Genomic DNA, 23,903 nt, shown 5'->3' on the forward strand with positions numbered 1-23,903 from the left:
CACCCCGGCCCCGCCACCCACACGGGGACGGGGCCGGAAGGGTGCTCGGGACGGCTAGAGGACCTCGGGCAGCTTCAGCAGCGCGGTGCCGGTCGGGTCGACCAGTCCGCCGCCCTCGCGCAGCGCGAACTTGAAACCGATCTCGTCGCTAGTGAACTTCGCGTCGGTGGTCTTCTCGACCCGAAGCGTCCCGGCGCGGCGGACGACGTAACCGGTCAGGTCCGAGAACAGCAGGTCCGACCTGCTGTCCATGGCGACCTCGCGGACCAGCGGGCGACCGGCGAGGGTCAGACTCGACCCCTCGTCCAGCGAGCGCAGCAGGTAGCGGCCCTCACGGTCCTTGAGCTTGCGCAGCTTGCGGACCACCTTGCGGCCGGTCACCCACCGCGCGTTCGCCTCGGCGGAGGAGGGGATCGCCAGCGACAGGTCAATGACCCAGTCGGCGACCACGTCGTCCGGGGGCGCGGTCGCCGCCGACTCGTCCTCGACCAGCGTCGGGTCCACTTGGGACAGCAGGTTCGCCACGTGCACCCGGTTGTACATGTACGCAAGGTTCGGGCCTGCGGTGCGCACGAGGTAGCCGACCAGGTCGACCACGTCGTCATTGACCAGTTCCCAGCTGAGCCAGGAGATGTAGCCCCGCTTCGCGGCGCCGACCTCGACCTTGTCGGTGCTCGGGTAGGACTCGGTGAACGCGCCCGCCTCGGGTACCGGAGCCTCGGGGGCGTCGGCGGGCTTGACCCTCGGGAAGTCGATCGCCTCCGCGCCGGTCGTGGTCAGGGTCTCGGCGCCACCGGAGACGACGAACGAGCGCTCGCCCATGAGGTCGGTCAGTCGCCGGTACAGGGTCCTAGCGGGAGTCGCCTTGCCGGTCTGCTTGTTCGTCGCGTCCACGTTCACACCGAGCGTGGCGCGCAGCTCCAGCGGGCCACGCTCGCCCAGGCCCAGCGCGCGGAGTTCGGCGATCTCGTCCACGGCGGCGTCGGCGCGGTCGGGGGTGGCGCGGTGCTGGTCGAGCAGCGAGAGCAGCAGGTCCCGGGACTCGGTCTCGGCCTGCGCGGCGAGCTGCTCCGCGGAGCGACGCTCCACGAGGATGTCGAGCTTGTCGAGCGCGGCCAGAAGCCGGGCCTCGGCGTCCGGGCGCCCCTCATCGGCGGCGGACTGGAGCTGGTGCTCGACGCGGGCGCGGTCCTCGGCGGGCTCGACCACGGGGGCGGTGACAGTCAGGGCAGGGCCTCTTTCACTGGGCAGGGCGGGGGAGGGGAGAAGGGCCTCGGCACGCTCGCGGGCGCGCAGCGCGACGGTGGTGTCCGGGTAGGCCGGGGTCAGCACGGGGCCAAGCTCGGGGATGGCGCCGAAGCGGGTCACGGTGCGGATCAGGTCCCCGGTGGCCTCGTCGCGGGTCCACGTCTGGTCGGCCTGGTGGTCGGCGACGGTGAACACGAACGACGATCCGGACAGCACGCCGCGCCGGACAAGTTCGGCGACATCGCGGCCGGTGCTGGTGTCCGGGAGATCGACCTCGTACCAGCCACCGCGTTCGTCCTCGCCCACGCGCAGCCCGGCGCCGATGCGGCCGAGGGGCGCGTTGGGGTTGTGGTTGAACGTAGCGATCTGGTCCCCACTAGCCAACGCGTCACGGCCCGCGCCAGGGGCGATGCGCTCACGGAAACCGCCGAGGTCGAGGGACAGAGAATCAAATACATAAGCGTAACCGCGAATTGCGAGGGCGCCGCTGGGAGCCGACCGCAGTTCAACCGGGTGTGCGTAGTCGCGGCGCTCGGCGGAGGACGCCGGTTCTTGTTGGACGGGCAATGAAGCTGCCGCCGATCGTATGAGGGCACCTAAGACGACTCGCTGCGTCATATTTCGACCACAAAGAGCTACCCGCAGTGTCAGTGACGACTATCACATGGACGCGAACTCTTTGACTGACGGTAACAATCTGGCGTGAGCGCGGTCTCTCGATGTACCGAGGGTTAGCAACTAGGGTGGCTTGTCAACCAAAACGGGCAGGTCGAGCGCGGATGGCTACAGAAAGTTAAGCCTGACGAACAAGTGACGGATCCAACGCAGCGCAATCAATACCGGCGGACGGAGTTTCCGGCTTTGCGTCTGCGTCTGACTCTTTGGCAAGCTGACGGCGTGCAAACTTTCGCGGCCGTTGCTCCCTGGGCTTTCCTGGCACTGACGTTAATGACGATGTTGCTGTTAACGTATGGCATTCTCAAGCGTAAGAAGTCCGGTGAGACGTTCACCGTTATCGCCACCTTCATCCCACCAAGAATTGAGATCCGAGGTGGCAACTCGGCGCATTGCGCAGAAGAAGGCGGTCACGCTGAGACCGGGCTTGCGGCCAGCGACGTCACCCCGTCCGCACCTACCAACGCCAGACTCGACGGCAACAAGAAGTGATCTCCGTAGCCGGTCGTGTCCGGTGAGAGGTCTTCCAGGGCGCGGACCTCGTTGCGGGTCAACATGCCGTTGTTGAGCGCGACGCGGTACGCCTCGTACCGGTCCTTCACCGACGCGCGGGCCATCGCGTCCAGGCCGAACTTGACGAACGCGTTCGGCTGGCCGAGGTCTGCGGCGAGCAGCTCGGAGAGCGCTTCCTCGATCCGCTCGACCCACGGCCGGACGCTGTGCTTGGCGAACGCGAGGTCCTGTTCGGCCAGGCCGGAACCCCACGAGGTGGAGCCGGACGCGTCGGCGATCAGGTGCGGTGGGACGCCGAACAATCGCGCGATCTCGGGGACCTGAAAGGCCCTGGTCTCAAGGAATTGCGCCTCGTCCGGGGAGATGGAGATCTTGTTGAACGTGGCGCCCTCGGTCAACACCGCGAGACCGTGCCGGTTGCCGCGTCCACCGTGGATGGTGCGCCACGTCGCCCGTGCGGCCTTGAGTCCGGCGGCGGTCATGGTGCCGGGAACCGACACCACCGCGCCCGGAAGCGCCCCACCGCCGAAAAACTCGTAGCCGTAGTCCTGCGCGTTGAGGGCCAGGCCCACGGTCACGGCAGCGGCCCGGATCGGGGACACCCCGGTCAGCGACCCCGCCAACGGCAGGCCGCGCAGGTGCAGCACGTCTCGGGAACCCAGCACCCCCAACACCTGTGGGATGCCGTCCTCGTCGGTGGTCGACAGCTCGTAGACGATCACCCGTCGACCGGCCACCCGGGCGTAGCGGGGGTGGACCAGGTGCGTGGGGATGACGTCGAGCGCCACCACCCGCCCGGCGCGGTCGCGGCTCACGAGGATGTAGGCGTTGCCGGTCAACAGAAGGGAGGTCATGACCATGCCGAGGAAAGCGATCCGCCCCATGTCCGGGTTGGGCTTGCGCACCCACGCCGGTGGAGCGGCGATCTCCCTGCGGCGGGTCCCGACGCGGAGGAACGCGTCCAGGGGCAACGTGGCGATGGTGTCGGACAGCAGACGCACGCAGGCGTAGACCGCGCTGACCGCGAGGGCGTCCTCCGGGGTGAGGACCGGCTCCGGGTCGGCGTCGGTGCCGAACACCTCAGCCGCGCTGGTGGCCTCCCGCATCGGAGGAGGAGCAGCGGGTGCGGTGCGGCGTTCGGCCGCTCGGGACAACAGGCCCGTCACCGGCCACCGCCTGCCCGCGCTCGGTCCGTGGCGATGAGCCACGCGGCGCCCATGGCGAACAGTCCGCCCACACCCCATCCCGCGGACGGCGCCAGCAGCGCGGCCCCGGTGGTGACCGCCCCGGCCCCGCCAGCTGCGAGCAGCTCCGGTGCGGCGGTCACAGCCCTGGTTCGCCAAGTGCGCAGTCGCGCGGGGATTCCGTTGTCAGGCAAGGGCCTCCAGTCACCACGATTCGTCTTCCTCGTCGCCCCACGGGTCCGCGTTCACCAGGAACCCGTCCGAGGACGAGAGAACGTCCTCGCGCCAGAGCCGGGCGCGGTGCAGCGCCATCACGGCCGCCACCGCCAAGTCGATGTGTCGGCGGCTGGTGGGGGATTCCTTGGTGATCCGCTCGCCGCGCCCGTCGGCCTTGATCACGCAGTTGCCCAGGTGCCGGGCGAGCGCCGTGTCCGCGGGGGTGGCGTTGCCGTTGTGGGAGATCAGACCGTCCACGATCGCGGCGTACGCCTGCTGCGTCGCAGGCACCATGCGGGCAACGCTGTTGGGGAACTCCACCATCGGGAGGCCCTCATCGGTGAGGGTCTGGAGTTGCACGGAGAACCACGCGGGGTCGCACGCGACCTCACGCACGTGGTAGGTGCGGCAGACTTCTCGGATGCGGTCCATGACGGCGTGAACCGGCGTGCGCCAATGGGTATCGCCGTCGGGGGCCTCCCAGTGGGCGAGCACTTCCACGTGCAGGTCGGCCAGGCGCACGCCGAGGATCGCGGTGGAGTCGTTGCGCCACGCGGCATCCACGGCCACCACGATGTCGTCCCCGGGCCGGAACCTGCGCTCGGGGCGGGCGAGCGCGTCCCACGCGCCGTAGGGCAACCACGAGGTGCCGCCGCGCACGAACGCGTTCAACCGGTACATGCGGAACGCGGCCTCGGGGGTGCGCTTGCACGCGTCGGCGAAGTCGCCGTGTCGCATCAGCTCCCACGAGGGGTTGCAGCGCTGCCACACGGCCGGGTCGGTGTGATCCACCTGTTCGCCCGGCTGGACCCCGTACCACGCCAGGTACAGCGACGGGTCGTCGGTCTCGCCGGACATCACGCGGTGGCCGTGCTCGACCAGCCGCGCGAACGGCCCGTCCGGCAGCGGACCGGCCGTGCTGATCACCAGGAACAGCGGCTCGTTGCGTTGCGCCGACCCGAGGGTGAGCGCGTCGAACAGGTCACTGGACTTGGCCTGCGCGTACTCGTCCACGATCACGCACGACGGGTTGAGTCCCTGTTGGACTCCCGCGTCGGCGGACACCGCGATGAACCGGCCGCCGGTGGTGTGGCAGATGATCTGATCACGTTGGACGGTGCAGATGTCCGCCAGCAGCGGCGACGCGCGAACCATGCGCGCGGCCTCGCGGAACAGCAACTTCGCTTGCTCCCGAGTGTTCGCGGCACACACCACTTCCGGTGCGGCGTCTCGGGTGTCGGCGCACAGGTGATACAGGCCGATCGCGGCCGAGATCTGCGTCTTGCCGTTCTTCCGTGCCACACCGAGGATCACGGTCCGGTGCTTTCGGCGCCCGTCGGGCAGCAGCACGTACGCGGCGAGCAGGAACGACAGCTGCCAGGCGAGAAGCCGGAACGGACGGCCGAGGTAGGAACCGCCGAGGGTCAAGTGTCCGATGAACCGGGCGACCCGGTGTCCCTCGGTTGCGGGCGCGCGAGTACGCGAGCCGATCACCTCCCCGCGATAGTGCTTGCGGGGTAAGGGATCTGGCTAGATCACCCCGATATGACCGAGTTCGTCGATAACGGTCTCCACGGCGTTGGTCGCCTTCACCCACACCGACGTGGCCCCGGTCGGCAGGGCCACGGCCCCGGCGCCGACCAGCAGTCGGGCGGTGCGGGTGGACGGGTTCCACTCGGCCGCGTGCCACGTCGAGCCCGGCGCGGGCTCGGCGCGCGGGGTGAACCCGAACGACACGGTGAGGTCATCCAATGGAACCGCGGTTGTGGTGCGCACCACGAGGAACACGCACTCGCCTGCGGATTGGTACAGGTTCACCAGGGCACCACCTCGAATCGCCAGCCGGTCATCAGTCGTCCCCAGGTCAGGTTCAGGTCCTCGGCGCCCACGGTGTCCGCCAGGACCAGCGCGTTGTCCGCGCGCGCCCGGTTGTCCCGGGCCAGCGTCGGCGCGGTCGCCAACGTCACCGGCCCGTAGTGCCCGTCCGGCCCCCACCGGTTGCCGGTCAGCACGTAGTCGCCGGACACCGCGCCGGACACGAGCGTGTAGCCGCCGCCGTTGAGCCAGCAGCCCGTCACACGGACATCGCTGTTGCCGCCGTTGGCGTCCTCGAAGAACAGGGCCGCGTTGAGCACGTCCGCGCCCTCCACCAGGACCCACGGCCCCATGTCCACCGCGCACCGCCGGATCGTCAGACCGCGCACGCCGCGCACCTGCACACCATCGGCGTGTGCTCCCGCGATCGGACGCGGGTCCCGCAAGCACGAGTCGGTGACCGTGATGTTCGCGCACTGGCCGGTGTCGCTGGTGACGTGCAGCAGGTCCGTGCCGGACTCGTGCAGGTCGACCCGCGAGAGCACCGCGCCGGAGACCCCCGAGAGCGACAGGCCCCCGGCTACCCGGGTGCGCTCCACGGTGAGCCCGTCGCCACGCAGCACCACGCCGGTCTCGAACACGCAGTCCCGGAACACCAGCCCGGCCGCGCTCGACTCGTAGGCACCCTGCCCCAGAGCGGGGAAGCGCACCCCGGTGTAGACCCCGGGCGGCAGCGTCGTGGGACCGGTGTAGTCGGTCAGCACCGTCCCGGCCTGCGGCCCGGTGGTCGCGGGCGTCGGGTAGCCGGGCGGGATCGGCGACGTACCGCCGCCGGTCTCCGGCTGCCACACCACGTCCACCCCGAACCACGTGCCGGTCGAGTTGGTCGGATGGTTGGGCGCCACATCCGAGTAGTCATAGGTCGCGGTCGACGCGGTCAACTGCCCCACGGTCCGCGGGGACGCCAGCGCCCCGGCCGTGAACGCGTAGTCGGCCCCGGCCGTGCGACGCGGCAGCCAGACAGCGGCGGTGACCTCGGCCCCGGCCTCCACCGGCACCGGGTCGGCGAACGTGATCGTGACGAACGCCCCCGGCGTCGGCCCGGTCACCGTGGTCCGCGCCAGCAGCACACCGGCCGCCGAGTACAGCGACGCGTACACCGGAGACGCCGAACCGTCCCACCCGACCGGGCAGAACCACAGCACCCCGGCAGCCCGACCCGCGACAGCGGCGGTAAGCCTCGTCCCGAGACTGATCCCGCCCCGGTCGTTGCTCGCCACCGACACAGGCCCGGCAGGCGCGAACACGCTCACCTCAGCACCCCACGCCACCCTCGCCCCACCTAACTACTCGTCGTCAAGGAACTCGCTCAAGGACTGCTTACGCACCGCAGACGCGGCCAAGCCCAACCGCAACCGGGCCTCCAGATTCAGACCGAGGGTCGCCTCGATCGCCCGGAGCTCCCGCTCCGTCGACTCGACGTAGCGCAGCGCCCAGTGCGCCACCGGCTGCCCCTGCGACCCCTCCACCGACAACCCGTCCCGGTCGATCTCGGCAACCAACGCGGCCCGGCGCTCGTGCAGATCGCAGTACCTGGTGATCACCCACCGATCCGTCACCGGGTGATAGGCGCCGTCCCCGGCCGCCCAGACCTCACGCCACACCTCACGGCCGACACGCCCTAGCCCGGCCGGGACACGAGGAGCACGCCCCGTGTGCACAGTGGGGGCACCTGCCACCGCAGCCGGTTCACGTGCGTTTCCAGAGGGGATACCACTAATGCGGGACATGCGATACCTACACTCGGTAGATGTGAAGAACTGGCCACTATGCCATATGGGTGATTAAACCGGCACTTAGGGCGGCCCGATTGCCCCGATCTCACAACCGGCGAGGCCAACCGCAAGAAGGTTGGTCCGTACGGGTCGGCCATCGGCTGGCACTTGGGTACTTAATCGTTCTCGGAATCGATTCCGAGAACTTGCCAATGTTCAGTAGGAGTCAGAACGGCTATCCGACCGGTCTAATTGACGACATGCTCCTGCTCGTCCTGGAAGGCGTCACACGGTGCGCCACTCTTGCAATGGCCACCTACCAGATCACGATGGTCGTCATCACGAGACTCGTGCTGTGCCGCACTCAGAAGTCTGATCGTGTAAAGATTAATCTACGTCGGGGTGAGATCGAGATTGTGCCGACTGTTCAGTACGTATGCGTGAAGATCACTTGCGCAGAAAGGGGCTGCGACTGCACCCTGCCTAACGAGAATACCGACGACGTGCCCCTGACGCGTCCTGTGAAGCTGCTGCAACCCCCGACGTTTGCTGGTCGAGATTAGAGTTCAGCTCGCTAACCCGTTCCAAGTAGGTCAACAGGCGGCATTTCCCGCTTGTTGCACCACTGAACTATGAAACTGGGTCGCCTACTTTTCGGTTAAGCGCTCAAGCCGCCTCCATGCCGAGTAGGTCACGGAACGTTCCTCAATCTGATACGTGGGCCACTCCGCACGACCGCGTGCTACCGCCTCTCGGAACCGGCGCCGGTCGTGTGCCGCCCCGGACCGCGCGTGAGCCATCCGGGCGTAGTCGTCCCGGACAATGTACTCGCGCCCGTCCGCCAGCACGGCGACGACGCGGTACTCGGTGCGGACCTCGGCGGGTTCCGGGATCGGGGCGGGGTCCTCGACAGGCTCGGCGGTCGGGATCTCGGCAGCCGGGGATGCGGGCTCGGTCTTGCGGGTGCGCGGGGGCAACAACGCTCCGATCAGGTTGTGGTGTGCACGACAACTCCCAGCGCGAACGCTGGAACCCGGTCCGGACGGGGAGCACTCCGCGGGAGAGGAGGACCACGGGCTCAACCCGCCCGGACCGGGCAGCTTCGGGGTGCCCTACAGGGCGTTTACAGGGTCTTTCGGCTCCCGTTCGAAGGGCGGCAGCAGAAGGGGGCGGCGGTATCACCGCACGTCAGCGGCTACATACGCGCGAGTCGATCAAGGAAAAACGGCGCCGCACTCAGGAGGTGTACAGAAAGAGACCGGGGTGCTCCTGCGGGTCTACCCGGCCGAACTTTCCGACCGCCCTCCCTGGTACCACCTGGTGCACGATCGGGTGCATTCCCTCTCGATCACTCCACCCGCAAGCGCGCCACGGATAGGGTCGTGCGCGGTTGCGCCGGACAGCCAGGGACAGAGGCATCCCCGGCCGCAGATGCGGATTCGTTGAAGCCCTGCATAGGGTTTTTGCTTTCTCTCCGCGCGGTCGGACACGCCTCGACGTCCCAAGCGCAAGCATCCGGCACCCACCCCTCAACAGCCCGACGCGAGGACGCGCACCGCGTTCTCCTCGGCCGTCTTCACCGCGTGGCAGGGCCGACACAGCGCCCGCACGTTGTCGGGCACGTCCAGGCCCCCGTCACGCAGCGGCACGACGTGGTCGACGTCCACGGCAGCAGCTCCGCGCCAACGACCACAGAGCGCACACGCAGCACCCCCTGCCCGGTCCACCCACCGCCGCAGTGCACGGTGCGCACCGTCGCCAGCGCGGCGCCGGTAGTCCCCTCCACAGCGCGAGCACCGAGCAAGGCCGGGCTGGTCAACCACGCGGGGACAGGTCATGCACGCACGCGGCACCGACACCTCCACCGCTCACACCGCCTCCACCTAGTGCAGTGGCAAGAGGAGGACATCCCGCCCGAGGGACGAGTCTGCGAGCCCACTCACCTCATGCAGTGGCAAGAGGAGGACATACCCGGGAACCAGACGCCCGAGCAGAGCACCCGCAGGGTTCCGTCACCCGCACCGTGCCACGCGTTCACCCAGGTCAAGGCGCGGCTAGGGCGGCCTGCGGCACAACCTCGGGTGACGGACTAGAGCAGATCAGCCTTTCTCTATAGAGCCAAGCCAAAGAAGCTAAAGAAGTATCCGGAATCTCGACCGCTACGCCAACCCACGCACGCCAGAGGGCGCCCGCCCCGCGCCCACCTGCGTGAGCTGAGCTGCGGAAACGGGCGCCCTCAAGATCTACTCAAACCGGTGTCGGAACACCTTGGCGATCATCCGACCAGGTCAGGGGTACATACTGCGCATCCGGCATGTCCTCGGGGCGAGGCTCTCCCACGTACCACGGCACGAGCCGGTCGACCGTGGGCCTTGCTCCCTTGGTCGGGGACTTGTGGACCCAGATCTTGGTGACGGAGAGGTCCAGGAAGGACCGGCGCTCCGCCAAGCCCCAGGTTGCCCACGCGTCCAGCAGCAAGGGCAGGTGATCAATGAAGCCGACGTTTAGACGTTCAGACTCCGCGATCGCGCTCAACTCCGCTTCGTACCTGTCCAGCTTTGTTTGCGCTCGCCCATACTGGTTGTCGAATCTGCGCTCGCCACGAGCACCGGAGAACATGGTGCCTCTCAGCTTCTCCTCTTCCAGTCGCTCTAAGAAAGTCTCTTCCTCGGCAATGAGCTTGCGCAGACTCGCGCGCCGCATACCCCGGTCCGGATCTTGCTGCTCCAACCAGCGCGCACCGATCGAGACGACAGTAGGATCATTGGGCTCCAGCGCCGTGATACGCCCTAGAACCATGTCGGTCACCAACGCGTCAGCGCGAACGCCGTCAATGGTGACTCCCACGCATCGCCCGCCGCGCCTGCGCCGATCACACTGATACCGGGCGATCATCTTGATATCTCCCGAGGCCATCTTTTTCTTGACCTCATCCCAGATCATCCGACTGCCGCAGCCTGCACAGAACAGCTTGTCCATGAGCAGTGAGCGCACGGGACGCGAGGTGATCGTCGATAGATTCATCGCCGTTAGGGGGCTCCGGTCAACTTCGCGATACTTGCGAGCAAACCTTGCTTTCATGATCGCGTAGTCCTCGTCCGAGAGCAGTCTCTCACCGACGATAACCACTTCTCCGGTCACAGAGTGCCGGTAGGACTCACCCTTGTGCGGCAGATGGCCCACCATCAACGGTGTACTAACCACTTGAGCGATGCTCGGCCCTTGCCACGAGTTGCGAGAGGGCATCGGCTTGGCTGCCAACTTGGCCGCACGAAGCGGCTCTTGCTTGGCTTCGAGCTGGGCGATTCGTTGTTTGCGGGACGCCCAACTCGGGCAATCCCAGTCGCGCCTGTTGGCATAGAAGGCAACTTCCTCGCGAGACACCCCCAGTTTGAGCATCCGAACGAAGACCCGAACCCGGAAGCTTTCGACCGGGTGGAGCACTAGGTGCCGTTCAGGAGTAACCAGGAAGCCGTATGGCCGTTTCGCCATCCACCTTCCCTCGTCTCGCTCCTCAACACGACCGTCAAGCGTTCGCGTCGAGGTGTTCTCACTTTCCTTGCGCGCCTGGTATGCGGCGATCGCGAGTTGAAGCTCCCAACCCTCTTGAATCGAGTCGATGCCGTCCGCTATGGAGATGAATCGTCGCCCGTACTTGTTGACGATCGTGATGATCTCGCCAGCCGAGGGGATTCCCTGCCGTGTCGCGCGGTCGACCTTGTAAACGATCAGACAGTTGATAAACCCCGACCGGAGATCTCTTAGCGCTCGTTCCCAGTCCGGGCGCACGACACGCGGGTTGTACGCAGACTTGTCCTCGTCGCAGTAGACGTGACGGACATGGGCGTTGAGCAGGTCGGCCCGCGCCCGACCAGCCTTCTCTTGTCGAGGGATGGACGTCGATGTGTCAGTCAGATCCGAGATTCGCAGATACAAGCCCGCGAGTAAGTCAACATCAACAATGGTGCTCTGCACTTGACGCCTTCCCTTACCAACGATTGGAGTGTACGCAACAACCGCCGATAGGGGCTGCTTTTTGTGAGGCTCGCATCATTAGTCTTATGGGCGTCCGCATTGAGAAATCCGAGGAAACGATCACTGCCTTGACCGCTACTGGCCCGCGTTCTTTATCGCCAACCATGCAACCGGCCCCTGAGAAGGACAGGGTCAACAAGACCGCCACACAGGGGCCTAGACCAACCGACCCAACATCAACATGCACACCGCGCATCCGGCACCCTCCCCCCGCAACCAGCCGCAGAGGAGCGCAAGTACGCGTCCGCCTAGCCCGCCACGAGGTCTTCTAGCCCTCCTAGCCGCTCTGACCTGCGGAATTGCCGGTAGTGGACACAGGAGGTTCGTGACCGGCAACCACGAGTACTACTCCGGTTACCAGCCCTGGGTGACCGAACTGGAGCGGCTCGGCCTGCACTACCTGCACAACGAGAACACCAGGATCGCGCACGGCTCGGACACGTTCACCCTGGCGGGCGTCACCGACATCGCGGGCAAGGCCTTCGACGACGGACCGGACATGGAACGCGCGCTCTCCGGTCGTGTTGGCCCGACGGTTCTGCTTGCCCACCAACCGGTCCAGGCCGAGAAGGCCGCCACCCTCGGCGTGGACCTCCAGCTCTCCGGCCACACCCACGGCGGCCAGCTCTGGCCGTTCCACTACATGGTCCGCGCCGCCCAGCCCGCCGTCTCCGGACTGTCCAAGGTGGACAATACCTGGCTCTACGTCACCAACGGCGCCGGCACGTGGGGGCCGCCGGTGCGGGTGGGCGCCGCGCCCGACATCTCCGTGGTGGAACTGACCACCGGCTAGTGGCTCGACCCAGAGGGTTGGTGGGGTATCGGCCTGTCCACGGCGTTCCTGGCAAGGCGCCGGAACGGCCTCGTACTGGGCGTACTCGGTCGTTTCGGCAACGCAGCCAGGGACGTCGTGGGCAGGTCGAGATCCCGTCAACCTTCTGGGTCGGGCCACTAACCCCGGCAGTCGGTCGGCGGGGTTTTACCTGCCTTGAGCACGATCGAGCTCAGCTTGGCGTCCGTGCCGTCCTTGGCCGGGATGACGATGGTCGCCTTCTGCGTCCAGGACTGGCCGCCGATGTCCAACGTCCAGGTGCCGGTGACCTTCTTGACCAGGGCGGCGCGGGTGACCCAGCCGTACTCGCCCGGCTTGAGGGTGATCGTGACCGTGTCGGTGACCGCCTCCGAGCCGATCCAGCTGTGCGAGTAGTTGGCCTGGACCTGGGTGGTCACCTGGGCCTTGATGCCGAGGTCGACCCCGACCTGGACCGAGACGGTGACGCTGCCGCCGACGGTGTTCTGCCAGCCGACGGTCTGGTTCCAGGCGCGGGCGTAGGTGGCGTTGTTCGGGGTGCCGTTCTTGACCAGCTGGCTGACGCACTCGGCCGGGGCGAGGTAGGCCGGGTACTTGGTCTTGTCCTCCTTCCAGCCGCAGCTCTGCGGGTTCTTGTCGCACAGGGCCATGGCGTACTTGATCGCCAATGTCTTCGTCCCCGGCAGGGAGCTGTTGACGCCGAGCTTGAACGACTGCCGCGCGTTGCCCGCCTCGCAGTCGTCGACGTAGACGTACCCGTCGCCGTCGAGGGTCCAGCAGTAGCCGGTGTCCTCCTGCTTGAGGTAGAAGCTGGAGAAGTCGCCTGCGAAGGGCACCAGGTGCCAGCGCTGGCTGGACTGGCCGACGCACTCCCACTGGTCGAGGTAGCTGTTGGTGCGCCACACGTCCACGCAGTTGCCGCTGGCCAGGTTGCGGATCCGGAAGGTGAAGTCCGGGTTCTGCTCCAGCTTCCAGAACGCGCGGTCGCCGAGCGCGGAGGAGAACTGCAGGTACGCGTGCGGGTCGCCGGGGTCCTCGATGTCGAGTGCGCCGGGGAAGGCCGCGCTGGTGATCTGCAGGCAGTTGACCGAACCGGGGGACGCGCACCCCGCCGGGAGCGCCTGCGCGGCGCTGACCGACGTGGCCGCCGCTACCAGGGAAAGCACCGCTGTGATCGCCAGCTTCCGCATTACCGCCCGCTCTCGGTCGTCCGATGTGGAGACTCCCGATCCTCGAACGGGCGGCGGTGCGGCGACAATCCCCGGGACGGGTCGCTAAACCACCTCTTCTAGCGACACGCCCCGCCTTGCCGGGTGAATCAGGTGAGGGTTCGCGGCCGGATCGCGTTTGCCTTGTCCACCAAGGCATGCCGCTGCTCCGGCGAACTCGCCAGCCGCGCCAGGGCCCGGTAGCAGCGCTCCAGGCCGAACCGCAGCTCCCGTTCGGACAGTTCGCAGCCCAGGACCGTGCGCTGCGCGTTGGACGGGCTCGCCCCCGGCTTGCCCGCCTTCACCCAGCCGTACGCGGCCTCCAGGACCTCGGCGGAGAGCCGGGTGCGGCGCTCGGCGTCGAGCGCCAACCGCTCCAACCGCTTGGCCGCGTCGTGCAACTCGTGCTCGACCACGCGCTCCACCTCGTGGCCGCGCGCCTTCACCTTGATCGCGGCGACCTGGGCGGCGACGTGGTGGCTGGAGGTGTCCGGGACGGCTTCGAGCACCTCGATCGCCCCGGCCCGGCCGCCCTGCGCCAGGTACACCCTGGCCAGGCCGAACGCGGCGCTCACGAAGGAGTGGTCGGTGCGCCACACCAGCTCGTAGAACCGCGACGCACCGAAGTTGTCGCCCGCCAGTTCCGCGCTGACCGCCAGGGCCAACTTCGGCGCGATCTCGCCGGGCACCGCGTCGTACACCCGGCTGAACGCCTCGCGCGCCGCCTTCGGGGCGTTGTTGGCCAGAGCCAGCAGGCCATGGAACCAGTCCGGCCGCCAGTCGGCGGGATTGGTCGACATGCGCCGCGCGGTGTCGAGCTCGGCGGCCGCCGCGCGCAGATCGCCCTGGTCGAGGCGGGCCTTCACCATGCGCAGGCGGACCTCGATGGAATCGCGCGGGGCGCTGGCGAGCGCGGCGACCAGCTCGGCGGGCTCGGTCGCGGTGATGCTCGCCAACGCGGCGGCAGCGGGGTCGTCGGTGTCGACCAGCGGCAACGGCAGCACAGTGGCCACCTCGACCGGGTCCGGCACCGGCAGCGCGTCCGACGCGCCGAAGGTCCTGGTCTCCAGACCGAACACAGTGGACAGTCCAGGCCGCGGTTTCCCGCTGCCCAGCGCCATGACCTCGCGCAGCACCCCGGTCAACTGGTCGGCCATCTCCTCGGCGGAGGTGAACCGGCGGGCCGGGTCGGTGTGGGTGGCCCGCCGCAGGACCCGGTAGTAGCTGCCGAACAGCTTGAACAGCGGCTCGACGTCCGGGCCGGGCAGGGTGTGCTTGTAGCGGGTGGTGTAGCCGGCGAACTCGATGGACAGCACGGCCAACGTGCGGCCGACGGTGTAGATGTCGGAGGCGACCGTGGCGCCCTCCGAGGCCAGCTCCGGCGCGGAGTACCCGGCGGTGAAGAACAGCGGGCTCTCGTAGTCGTCGGTCTTGCGGACCGCGCCGAGGTCGATCAGCTTGAGCTGCTCACCAGCCTGGATCACGTTGTCCGGCTTGAGGTCGCAGTAGAGCATGTCGATGCTGTGCAGGTAACCGATGGCGGGCAGGATCTCCAGGCCGTAGGCGATCACCTGCCCGATCGGCAGCGGCTCCGCCCGCCCGGTCTGCCGGTGGTGCTCCAGGGCGAGCTGGCGCAGCGACTGGCCGCCGACGTACTCCATGACGATGTAGCCGACCATCGAGCCGGTCTTGGGGTCCGGGTGCTCGACGAAGTTGTAGATCTTGACGACGTTCGGGTGCTCGACCTCGGCCAGGAACCGGCGCTCGGCCACCACCGAGGCCATCGAGGTCTCGTCACCGGTGTCGATCATGCCCTTGAGCACGACCCAGCGGTCGCTGACGTTGTGGTCCTTGGCCAGGTAGATCCAGCCGAGACCGCCGTAGGCGATGCTGCCGAGCACCTCGTACTGGCCGCCGACCAGGTCACCGCGGAAGAGCCGGGGCCGGAAGTTGAAGTCTTGGCCACAGGTCGGGCAGGTGCCCTCAGCCTCCCCGGCCACCCCGTCGACACCCCGGCCGACCTCGGCGCCGCAGTTGGAGCAGAACCGCTTGTTCTCCGCGACGACCGGGTTCTCCAGCACCGCGCTCGCCGGGTCCTTCACCGGCACGACCGGCACCTCGACCAGCCCGGCACCCAGCCTGCCGCGCCCGGAGGCCCGCGACCCGGTCCGCCGACCGGTGCCGGGGAACGGGTGCGAGCCGCTGTCGGTGCGGGTGAGCAGCTCGGTCTTGGGCTGCTCGTCCTCGTCCTCCGGCTTCGGCGGCACGATGCTCTGCGTGAGCGTCGTCTCCGCCAACACACTGGTCAACGGCGTCTCATCCGGCGGCGCGAACGGACTCGGCTCACCCTCCGCCGGGATCGAGTGCCGATCGGTCACGTCGGCGGCACTGGTGTCGGGCACCGGCCGCCGGGGGAACTGTCCGGTGTGGACACCCGGGGGCACGGGGTGCGGACCGGAGCGCAGACCGGGCGGCACCGGGAGCGGGCCCGACCGCACACCGGGCTGCGGCGGGAAGGGGTGCGGCCCACTGGACTGGCGACCGTTGGGGGCGAACGGGTGCGGCCCGCTGGACTGCCCGGGAGCAGCGTGCCGCCCGGCCGGACGGCGCTGCGGCCCGGTGCCGGACTGAGCCGGGTACGGGCCGGGTTGAGGTGGCTGAGACCTCTGCGGCCCACGAGGCCGGGGAGCGGGCTGCGGACGCCACGGCTGCGAGTTCTCCGGCGGCGGCGCCCCTCTCCCCACCCGGCCACGCTCCAGAGGCGGCACCTGATCGGCGGGGCGTGCGAAACGCTGCGAAACCGACCCGCGCTGCTCCAGGGCGGGCGGCGGAACCTGCGGCGGGGTTTCCGGCTGGGCGTCGGGCTCGAGCCGCTGCGCCACGGAGTCATGCGGCTGTGGCGTGAACTGAGACCGCGGACTGGGCTCGGCCGGGCTCGGCGCGGCGGGCGGCACGGGATCTGGGTTCTGCGGCCCAGACTCGTGGCGCTGCGATGTGGACTCCAACTGGGGCGGCACGAGCGGTTGCAGTTGCATGGGCCCGTCGTGCGGCGGGGCAGCGGACTGCCCCTCAGCGGAGTGCGACCCGGCACCAGACTGCTGCGCCCCAGCCACCGGCCGCGACACCTCAGCCAATGGCGCAGGCTCGCCATGCTGCCGCTCGCCAGACTGCGAGCCCGGCTCCGACCGCTGCCCCACCGCCTCCGACGGGACAGGCTCGCGGTGCCCCCCAGCCAGCGGCGAAGGCTCACCATGCCGCGACACACCAAACTGCGAGCCCGGCTCCGACGGCACGGACTCGTGGTGCGCTGGGGCCAGCTGCTGCGACACCCCAGCCAACGGCGACGGCTCACCGTGCCGCCACTCGCCAGACTCCGACTCAGCCTCTTGCCGCGCCGCCGCCGACGGCACAGACGCGTGATGCGCCGACGGCTCGCCATGCCACCGGTCGCCAGGCTGCGAACTCGACTCCGACCGCTGCCGCGCAGGCGGGACAGGATCATCGTGCGCCCCAGCAGCCGGCGACGGCTCGCCATGCTCCGACTCACCAACCTGCGATCCGGGCTCCGCCCCTTGCTGCGCTGCCTCCGGGGGCGCGGGCTCATGGTGCTGCGGCACGTCGGTCTGCGAGCCGGGCTCCGGGTCCTGCGGCGCAGGCTCGTGATCCTCTGCAGGCGGGACGTCGGCGGACTGGGGGTCGGGTGTCTGTTGTTCAGGCAACGCCGGTGCCGCAGGCGACTCGGATCGAGCGGGCTCGGGGTCCTGCGGCACCACGGGCTGCTGCGGTTCAGCAGGTGTCGACTCGGTCAGCGGCACCGGGTCGCCGGTGGCGACCTGCTCCGCGGGTACCTGCCACACCGCGGTGGGCGGCGGCGACGGCCGCAGGACCTGGGTCGGGGGTGCGGGGTCGTCCAGGGGGGTGGGGTCGCTCGGGGGGTCGAAGTTCCAGCGGGCCGGTTTCGGGGTCGGCTCACCCGGCGGTGTCCTGTGCGTCATCGGGGGCACTCCCGCTCAGTCCCGGTACTTGACCACTGGCGGCGCGGCGCGCTCGCCTGCCTGCGCCAGCCACTTGTTGTAGCTGGCCACCCAGGAGCCGTTGGTGATCGAGCGCTCCAGCACGCCGTTCACGAACCGCACCATGTCCTCGTACTGCTTGGGGATGCCGATGCCGTAGGGCTCCTCGGTGAACCGGGGGCCGACCATCTTCACGTTCGGGTCCTGGGCGACCATCCCGGCCAGGATGGTGTCGTCCGTGGACACCGCGGCGACCTGGGCCTGCTGCAGCATCACCAGGCAGTCCGACCAGTTGTCGACCGCGACGATCTCCGGCGGTGCGGGCGATTCGCGCAGCCGGGCGATCGAGGTGGAGCCCTTGGTCGCGCAGACCCGTTTGCCGCCCAGCTGGTCGATGCCGGTGATCTGCGAGGCCCGGTCGACCAGCACCCGCTGCCCGGCCACGTAGTAGGTGGCGGAGAAGTTGATGTCGACCCAGCGCCCGCAGGTGGCGGTCATGGTCCGGACCACGATGTCGACCTCGCCGTTCTTGAGCGCGTCGATGCGCTCGGCCGAGGTGATCACCTTGTACTGCACCTTGTTCGGGTCGCCGAAGATGGCGGCGGCGACGTCGCGGACCCGGTCGATGTCGAAGCCCTCCAGCGCGTTGCTGGTGGGGTTGCGGAACCCGAACAGGAACGTGTTCTGGTCGACGCCCGCGATCAGCCGCCCGCGGTCGAGGATGGCGCGCATGGTCGACCCGGTGGGCATGTTGCCCGGCTGCGGCAGGTTGTTCGCCGGCCGCAGGCTCGCGGTCGGGTCGCACGGCGGGACCTGGGTGGCCGCACCGGTCGTGGTGGTCGGGTTCACCTCGACACCGACAGGTTGTGGACGGTCCACACTGGACACGATGGCCAGGTCGACTGGCCTGCCTGCCGACGAGCAGGCGGTGGCTGCGACGGCGAGCACCAGGGTGAGCAGCACACCCCGCACGGCAGGGCGTCTCATCGGTACTCCCGCAAGCGTTCCCGGATGCCGAGGGTGATCCCGGCCGCCGCGATGATCGCGAGCACGGCGATCCCGGGCACCAGGCCGGTCAGCGCGTTGCCCGCCTTGGTCGTCTGGGTGAAGAACTCGTCGCGCCCGGCGTTGAGCGCGGTGATCAGGTTCTTGTCGAGCTTGCCGAACGCGGCGGCGGCGCTGTCGGGCGCGTCGCCGATGGCCACCTTCACCGCCTCCTCGTACTGCCCGCCGTCGTCGAGCTCGCGGATCTTGCGGTGCGCGGCCGCCCACTCCTCGGCGTTCTGCACGGCGAGCTGCACCTCCCCGGCCATCGCGTCGCTCGAGGCGAGGTCCTTGGCCTGGCGCAGCAGGTTCGTGCCGCCGTCGCCGGTGATGGTGGCGGCCAACTGCTGCCACTCCTGCTCGTAGCCGGGGCCGTCGCCGCGCGCGACCAGGGTCAGCGTCTCGTCCGCACGGCACTTGAGCGAGTTGATCCTGGCCTGGACCAGCACGTCGACCTGCTGCGCGCCGTTGCGCTCGGCGTCGCCGACGTGGCTGGCGAGCACCAGCATCGCCACCACGCCCCAGATGAGCGCGACCACCACCGCGGCCGTCGCGGCGACCAGTCCGACGTTGAGCAGCCGGTTGGTCTTGCGGGTGAGGTAGCGCTGGGTGGCGACCAGGGCCACCAGCAGCAGCACGAGCAGCGCGACGGGCTCCCACGGCACCGACCTGGCCGACTCCTGCTCGCGCTGGAGCCGGTCGTAGTTGATCTCGTACAGCTTCTCCGCGGCGGGCAGCAGCTTCGAGCGCATCAGCCCGGACGCCTCGCGCAGGTACGCCGCGCCAGCCGGGTAGCCCTGGCGGTTGTTGGCGCGCGCGGTCTCGATCAGCCCCGCGTACACCGGCAACTGCTGCGAGAGCACCTCGACCTGCGCCGCGGCCAACGGGTCACCGCCGACGTCGGAGGACGCCTTGCCCAGCGCGGTCCCGGCCTGTGAGATGTCGAACTCGTAACGGGTGCGCAAGGACGCGGGCTCGACGCCGCCGGAGAGGAACGCGCTCGCCGCGGTCGCGTCGGCGTCCGAGAGGGACCGGAAGATCTGCTGCGCCGCGGTGGCCAGCGGCTCGCGGTGGGCGACGAGGTCGTCGAGGGTGTCGCGCTTGGCCTGGGCGGTCAGCGCGGCCACGATGCCGGTGATCGCCGTGAGCAGCAACAACGCCACCGCCACGACCGACAACCGGCCGGGCGTGGTGGTCGCCGACCGGGTCACCCGCCCGAGGGGGGACGGACCGGCAGGCCGCTGTGGCGCGGCCGTCACCACGGGGTACCACCCAACCGCACGTCCCGCCGCCTTCCGCTCCGGTCGTCGCTCGGACCTGAACTTAGTGGAGTGGTTTGCCCGCAGCCACCAAGTCCGCCGATGTCGGCGACCGGGGGCGCCGGGCCCGCGGACACAGCCGGTCACCGACGGGTCCCACTTGTGCGCGGCGTAGTCGCTCGGTTGCTGTCTGGATAGCCGCCCGCCCCGGTGGGACCGTGGCTGGTATGAACGGCGACACTGAGCACAGCATGAAGCACATCGCGACGTTCTGCGGGCAGTGCAACTGCGGCTGCCCCGAACTGTGGATCGACCCGGACGCGCCGGAGGAACGCCGCGTGGTGATCACCGACGACTTCGGCCAGCGCATCCAGATGAGCCTCGGCCAACTCAGCGACCTCGTCGACGACGTCAAGAACGGCGTGCTCGACCAGGTGCTGGTGGGCGGGTAGGCAGTCGGGCACGGTGGCGGCATGGGTCGGCTGGGTGCTCACCGCGGCGTTCCTCGCGATCGCCGGGTACAGCGTCGCCCGCCTCTGCGCCGCCGCGCGCTCGGGTTCGCCCGATTACACCGGCGGGCACCGCGCGGTGGACCTCGCGCACGCGGCCACCGCGACGGGTATGGCGGTGATGTGCTCGCCGGTCGGCGGGCCGCTGCCAGCCGCGGGGTGGGTGGCAGTGTTCACCCTGGTGACCGGGTGGTTCCTCGGTGCGGCGCTCGTGCGGGGTGGACGCCAGGCGATCGGGTGGCACGGCCCTGACTGGCAGCACGCGGCCGCCGGGCTGGGCATGCTCTACATGCTGTTGGCGGTCCCCCACACGGCGCACTCCATGTCGACGCCGTGGACCGGTCCGCACACCGGGGAGGCCGTGCTGCCCGTGCTGGGGTGGGCGTTCGTCGCCTTCTTCGCGCTCCAGACAGTCCGTTTCGGACCCCAGGTCGTGCGCGGCGCCCGGGGTTCGGGCCTACTCGCGGACAGCCGCCTCGCCGCCGCCTGCCAACTGGTCATGGCGGCCGGGACCGGGTACCTGATCTTCGTGATGCTGTAGCCGGGCCAGCCAGGCAGCAGCCAGGCCGAGCACCGCGAGGAGTCCGAAGGCGAGCAGGGGCGCCCCCAGCAACCACCCGACGGCGAGCGACACGACCAGCCCACCCGCGTTGCCCGCCAACCACACCAGCGACGTGACCGGCCCCGCCTTGTCCGGGTCCCGCCGCTCCACCATCGCCAGCGCGACGGGGAGCGCGGACAGCAACATGAACCCCAGCAGCGGACTGACCACGAACCCGGTCGCCGAGGGGAACAAGCCCAGCGCCAGGCACACGACCGCGATGACCAGCCCCGTCGACTGCAGCACGCGCGGCTCGACCCGCCTCCGCGCGGCCCACGGCGGCACGACCACACAACCACCCACCCCGGCGACCAGCATCGCCAGCAACAGCAACCCCGACGTGTCCGCGCCGATCCCCCGCGGTGCCAGCAGCGGCTCAAGCCACGTGGCGAGCGCGACGAAGATCCCCATCCCGAGGAAGACCACCGCCGAAAGCCTTACCACCCCCGGCTCCCGCCACACTCCCAACGGCGACACCGCCACCCCCCGCCCGTACCCCGGCGCCACCCCCACCGCGACCACCCCCGCAACGGCCGTCACCACCGAGATCCCCGCCCCGATCCCCACCACCACCGGCACATCCCCCGGCACAGCCGTCCCAATCCCAATAGCCAAAATCATCCCGACGTACGTACCCCCCGCCCCCACCGCAATCCCCAACGGCCGCTCCTCCGGCGCGAGATAAGCAGCCGCCACCCGCGTAATAGCCCCCGCAAGAACCGGCTGCGCCACCGCCGCCAACCCCTGCCCCGTGAACGCCCCCCAATACGAATCGGCCAATACCCGAACAATCCCACCAGCCGCGATCAACAACGCCCCCACCGCGAGCGTTGGCCGCAGAAACCGATCAAGCGCAACCCCAGCGGGCACAGCCAAGGCGACGAACAACAACGGGAACACATTGGCCAACCACCCAACAGCCCCCTCCCCCACCCCGAAATACCGGGCCGACTCGGTGGTGATCGCCGCATACCCCAACCAACTCACCTGGGTGGCAACCCCCAACCCCGCAAACGCCCCCACCACCCACCACCGAGACCTCATCCCCTCATCCTCATTCCCCTCCCTCCCTTCGTCAACGCCCCCCTTGACCAGCCAAAACCAGCAGCACCGCCGTCCGGGAGACCCCGAGCCGACCCACCCAACCCAGCCACCGCTCCCAGAAGCTCCGGTGCCACCCCACCGAGCTTCCCAACCCAGCCCCCCGAGTCAGCCCCGCCAACTCGACCACCGCTCCCAGAAGCAGGCGCGCCAACCCAACACCCCTACCCCGACCACCCAACCCAGCCACTGGACACTCGGAAGTCGCTGGCGCCAACCCAGCCCCCGAGCCAGCCCGCCCAACCCAACCCGCCGGGCCAGCCCACCCAGCCCGACCACCGCTCCCCGAAACCGCTGGTGCCACCCCAACCCACCGAGCCAACCCACCCAGCCCGACCACCGCTCCCGGAATCCGCTGGTGCCAACCCGGCCACCCGAGACAGCCCCGCCAACCCAGCCACCCCTCCCAGAAACCGCTGGTGCCAACCCGGCCACCCGAGACAGCCCCGCCAACCCAGCCACCCCTCCCAGAAACCGCTGGTGCCAACCCGGCCACCCGAGACAGCCCCGCCAACCCAGCCACCCCTCCCAGAAACCGCTGGTGCCAACCCGGCCACCCGAGACAGCCCCGCCAACCCAGCCACCCCTCCCAGAAACCGCTGGTGCCAACCCGGCCACCCGAGACAGCCCCGCCAACCCAGCCACCCCTCCCAGAAGCCACCGGTGCCAGCCCACTCAAACTCGGCCCGCCGAGCCAGCCCCGCCAGCCTGACCACCGCTCCCCGGAAGCCGCCGGTGCCACCTCAACCCACCGAGCCAGTCCACCCAAACCCAGCCCACCGAGTCAGCCCCGCCAACTCGACCACTGGACACTCGGAAGTCGCTGGTGCCAGGTCAGCCCCGCCGGGTCAGCCCCGCCAACTCAGCCACCCGACTCCGACGGCATTGCCGACCACTGGACACTCGGAAGCCGCTGGTGCCAACTGCTCGATGGGGTGGACCTGTTTTGTGTGGGGGAGCGGCAGTCGTAGCGTTCCTGCGCGGACAGGGCCACGCTTTTCGGCCCCAGCTTTGCGGTCCTGCCACGGCTGTCGTAGGGGCCCCACGCAAAACAGGTCCACCACATCGAGCAAAGCTCGAAAATCGCGGATCCAGCGCAATGCCGAAGGCGAGCCGAAGACCCGATGCAAGGCGCGAAGCGACGAGCCGAAGATCATCTAACCCAGCAGCCCCCGTCTTCCACCCTACCGAGGCGCGCAGACAGAGCGAGAGCGAAAGACGGCCCTGTGGACAACCGAGCACCTTGTGGACAACCCCCTTACACAACCCGAACCTCCCACCCCCACCCCCCTTTACCCACCCCCACCACACTCCTCCACATCACCCAAGGAGGACCAGTGCGAAAGATCATCACCGCCCTCACCATCACCCTCGCCGCAGCAACAGCAGGCGTAGCGACCGCAGGCGCAGCAGCCGCCCAGCCCAGTACGCCCGTCACCATCACCCTCTCCCCCGAACAAGTCACCAACATCTGCACCAAACGCATCCCCCGCATCGAGCAGCGCACCACCAAGCTCATCGACCGCATCAACGGCTCCGCCGACGTCAAGGGATCCGCTGCCTGGCTGCGGGCACGCGCCGACAAGGAGCAAGCAGCGGGTCGCGAGACCTCCGCCAACCTCCTGCGCGAGCGCGCCGACCGCCGCGCGGGCAAGATCGATCAGCTGACCAAGGCCAAGCAGCGGGCCGAGGACTTCAAGTCCAAGTACTGCGGTACCAAGTGATGCGCCGCGCCCTCGCGGCCGTCGCCCTCCTGCTCGCTTGTGCGGCGTGCCAGGACACCGGTAGTACGCCCGCTCCGAGCAACGGCGGTTCTGTCGAGCAGGAGCTGGGCAGCATCGAGTCCACACTGGACAACGTCGAGTCCGAGTTGGCCGGGGACTAGTACGGTGCGCC

The 23,903-nt window shown here is 69.0% G+C and carries 19 protein-coding genes; 5 read left to right on the plus strand and 14 right to left on the minus strand.

What is annotated here, in order from left to right; translation table 11 throughout:
- Positions 1-54 precede the first annotated feature (54 nt).
- The 9 genes from JOD54_RS04395 to JOD54_RS04435 form a co-directional block, all read right to left on the minus strand.
- Entirely contained in the window at positions 55-1,815 is a 1,761-nt protein-coding gene (locus JOD54_RS04395) for a phage major capsid protein (RefSeq protein WP_204449293.1), read from the minus strand.
- 518 nt (positions 1,816-2,333) lie between these two features.
- Positions 2,334-3,602, minus strand: coding sequence for a phage portal protein (locus tag JOD54_RS04400; protein ID WP_204449294.1), 1,269 nt, complete (start codon positions 3,600-3,602; stop codon positions 2,334-2,336).
- Positions 3,599-3,814 carry a hypothetical protein gene (locus JOD54_RS04405; protein WP_204449295.1) on the minus strand — a complete coding sequence of 72 codons (216 nt, stop codon included), beginning with the start codon at positions 3,812-3,814 and terminating at the stop codon, positions 3,599-3,601. Before JOD54_RS04405 ends, JOD54_RS04400 begins: the two co-directional genes overlap by 4 nt.
- A gap of 10 nt (positions 3,815-3,824) precedes the next feature.
- Positions 3,825-5,330: a terminase large subunit domain-containing protein gene (locus JOD54_RS04410; protein WP_204449296.1), complete on the minus strand. Its 1,506-nt coding sequence runs from the start codon at positions 5,328-5,330 to the stop codon at positions 3,825-3,827.
- Positions 5,331-5,366: 36 nt separating this feature from the next.
- The gene (locus tag JOD54_RS04415; RefSeq protein WP_204449297.1) at positions 5,367-5,654 is read right to left on the minus strand and encodes a hypothetical protein; all 288 of its coding nucleotides are present in this window, start codon (positions 5,652-5,654) and stop codon (positions 5,367-5,369) included.
- A complete protein-coding gene (locus JOD54_RS04420) occupies positions 5,651-6,964 on the minus strand; it encodes a DUF4082 domain-containing protein (protein WP_204449298.1) in 1,314 nt (437 codons plus the stop codon). Before JOD54_RS04420 ends, JOD54_RS04415 begins: the two co-directional genes overlap by 4 nt.
- Positions 6,965-6,997: 33 nt before the next feature.
- The gene (locus JOD54_RS04425; RefSeq protein WP_239573280.1) at positions 6,998-7,441 is read right to left on the minus strand and encodes a phage terminase small subunit P27 family; all 444 of its coding nucleotides are present in this window, start codon (positions 7,439-7,441) and stop codon (positions 6,998-7,000) included.
- 1,514 nt (positions 7,442-8,955) lie between these two features.
- Positions 8,956-9,264, minus strand: coding sequence for an HNH endonuclease (locus tag JOD54_RS33935; RefSeq protein WP_239573281.1), 309 nt, complete (start codon positions 9,262-9,264; stop codon positions 8,956-8,958).
- Positions 9,265-9,673: 409 nt separating this feature from the next.
- Positions 9,674-11,401, minus strand: coding sequence for a recombinase family protein (locus tag JOD54_RS04435; protein WP_204449301.1), 1,728 nt, complete (start codon positions 11,399-11,401; stop codon positions 9,674-9,676).
- A gap of 385 nt (positions 11,402-11,786) precedes the next feature.
- On the opposite strand from JOD54_RS04435, the gene JOD54_RS04440 reads away from it, so the two are divergent.
- Positions 11,787-12,254, plus strand: coding sequence for a metallophosphoesterase (locus JOD54_RS04440; protein WP_204449302.1), 468 nt, complete (start codon positions 11,787-11,789; stop codon positions 12,252-12,254).
- A 158-nt stretch (positions 12,255-12,412) separates the two neighbouring features.
- Here the strand turns inward: JOD54_RS04440 and JOD54_RS04445 are convergent, their stop codons facing one another.
- The 4 genes from JOD54_RS04445 to JOD54_RS04460 form a co-directional block, all read right to left on the minus strand.
- Positions 12,413-13,462 carry an RICIN domain-containing protein gene (locus JOD54_RS04445; protein ID WP_204449303.1) on the minus strand — a complete coding sequence of 350 codons (1,050 nt, stop codon included), beginning with the start codon at positions 13,460-13,462 and terminating at the stop codon, positions 12,413-12,415.
- 128 nt (positions 13,463-13,590) lie between these two features.
- On the minus strand, positions 13,591-15,882 hold the full coding sequence (locus tag JOD54_RS04450; RefSeq protein ID WP_372440257.1) for a serine/threonine-protein kinase: 2,292 nt from the start codon (positions 15,880-15,882) through the stop codon (positions 13,591-13,593).
- A 1,608-nt stretch (positions 15,883-17,490) separates the two neighbouring features.
- Positions 17,491-18,480, minus strand: a complete 990-nt coding sequence (locus tag JOD54_RS04455) for a glutamate ABC transporter substrate-binding protein (protein ID WP_204449304.1) — start codon at positions 18,478-18,480, stop codon at positions 17,491-17,493.
- Positions 18,477-19,748: a GlnX family signal transduction membrane protein gene (locus JOD54_RS04460; protein WP_307859832.1), complete on the minus strand. Its 1,272-nt coding sequence runs from the start codon at positions 19,746-19,748 to the stop codon at positions 18,477-18,479. The genes JOD54_RS04455 and JOD54_RS04460 overlap by 4 nt, the downstream gene beginning before the upstream one ends.
- Before the next feature lie 275 nt (positions 19,749-20,023).
- On the opposite strand from JOD54_RS04460, the gene JOD54_RS04465 reads away from it, so the two are divergent.
- The gene (locus JOD54_RS04465) at positions 20,024-20,248 is read left to right on the plus strand and encodes a hypothetical protein (protein WP_204449306.1); all 225 of its coding nucleotides are present in this window, start codon (positions 20,024-20,026) and stop codon (positions 20,246-20,248) included.
- 13 nt (positions 20,249-20,261) lie between these two features.
- Entirely contained in the window at positions 20,262-20,846 is a 585-nt protein-coding gene (locus tag JOD54_RS04470) for a DUF5134 domain-containing protein (protein WP_204449307.1), read from the plus strand.
- On the opposite strand, the gene JOD54_RS04475 is transcribed toward JOD54_RS04470, so the two are convergent.
- On the minus strand, positions 20,763-21,950 hold the full coding sequence (locus tag JOD54_RS04475) for an MFS transporter (RefSeq protein ID WP_204449308.1): 1,188 nt from the start codon (positions 21,948-21,950) through the stop codon (positions 20,763-20,765). The genes JOD54_RS04470 and JOD54_RS04475 overlap by 84 nt on opposite strands.
- A gap of 1,394 nt (positions 21,951-23,344) precedes the next feature.
- On the opposite strand from JOD54_RS04475, the gene JOD54_RS04480 reads away from it, so the two are divergent.
- The gene (locus tag JOD54_RS04480) at positions 23,345-23,731 is read left to right on the plus strand and encodes a hypothetical protein (protein WP_204449309.1); all 387 of its coding nucleotides are present in this window, start codon (positions 23,345-23,347) and stop codon (positions 23,729-23,731) included.
- The gene (locus JOD54_RS04485) at positions 23,731-23,892 is read left to right on the plus strand and encodes a hypothetical protein (protein WP_204449310.1); all 162 of its coding nucleotides are present in this window, start codon (positions 23,731-23,733) and stop codon (positions 23,890-23,892) included. The genes JOD54_RS04480 and JOD54_RS04485 overlap by 1 nt, the downstream gene beginning before the upstream one ends.
- The last annotated feature ends 11 nt before the right edge of the window (positions 23,893-23,903 follow it).

Origin of the sequence: Actinokineospora baliensis, assembly GCF_016907695.1 — a bacterium.
Taxonomy (GTDB): domain Bacteria; phylum Actinomycetota; class Actinomycetes; order Mycobacteriales; family Pseudonocardiaceae; genus Actinokineospora; species Actinokineospora baliensis.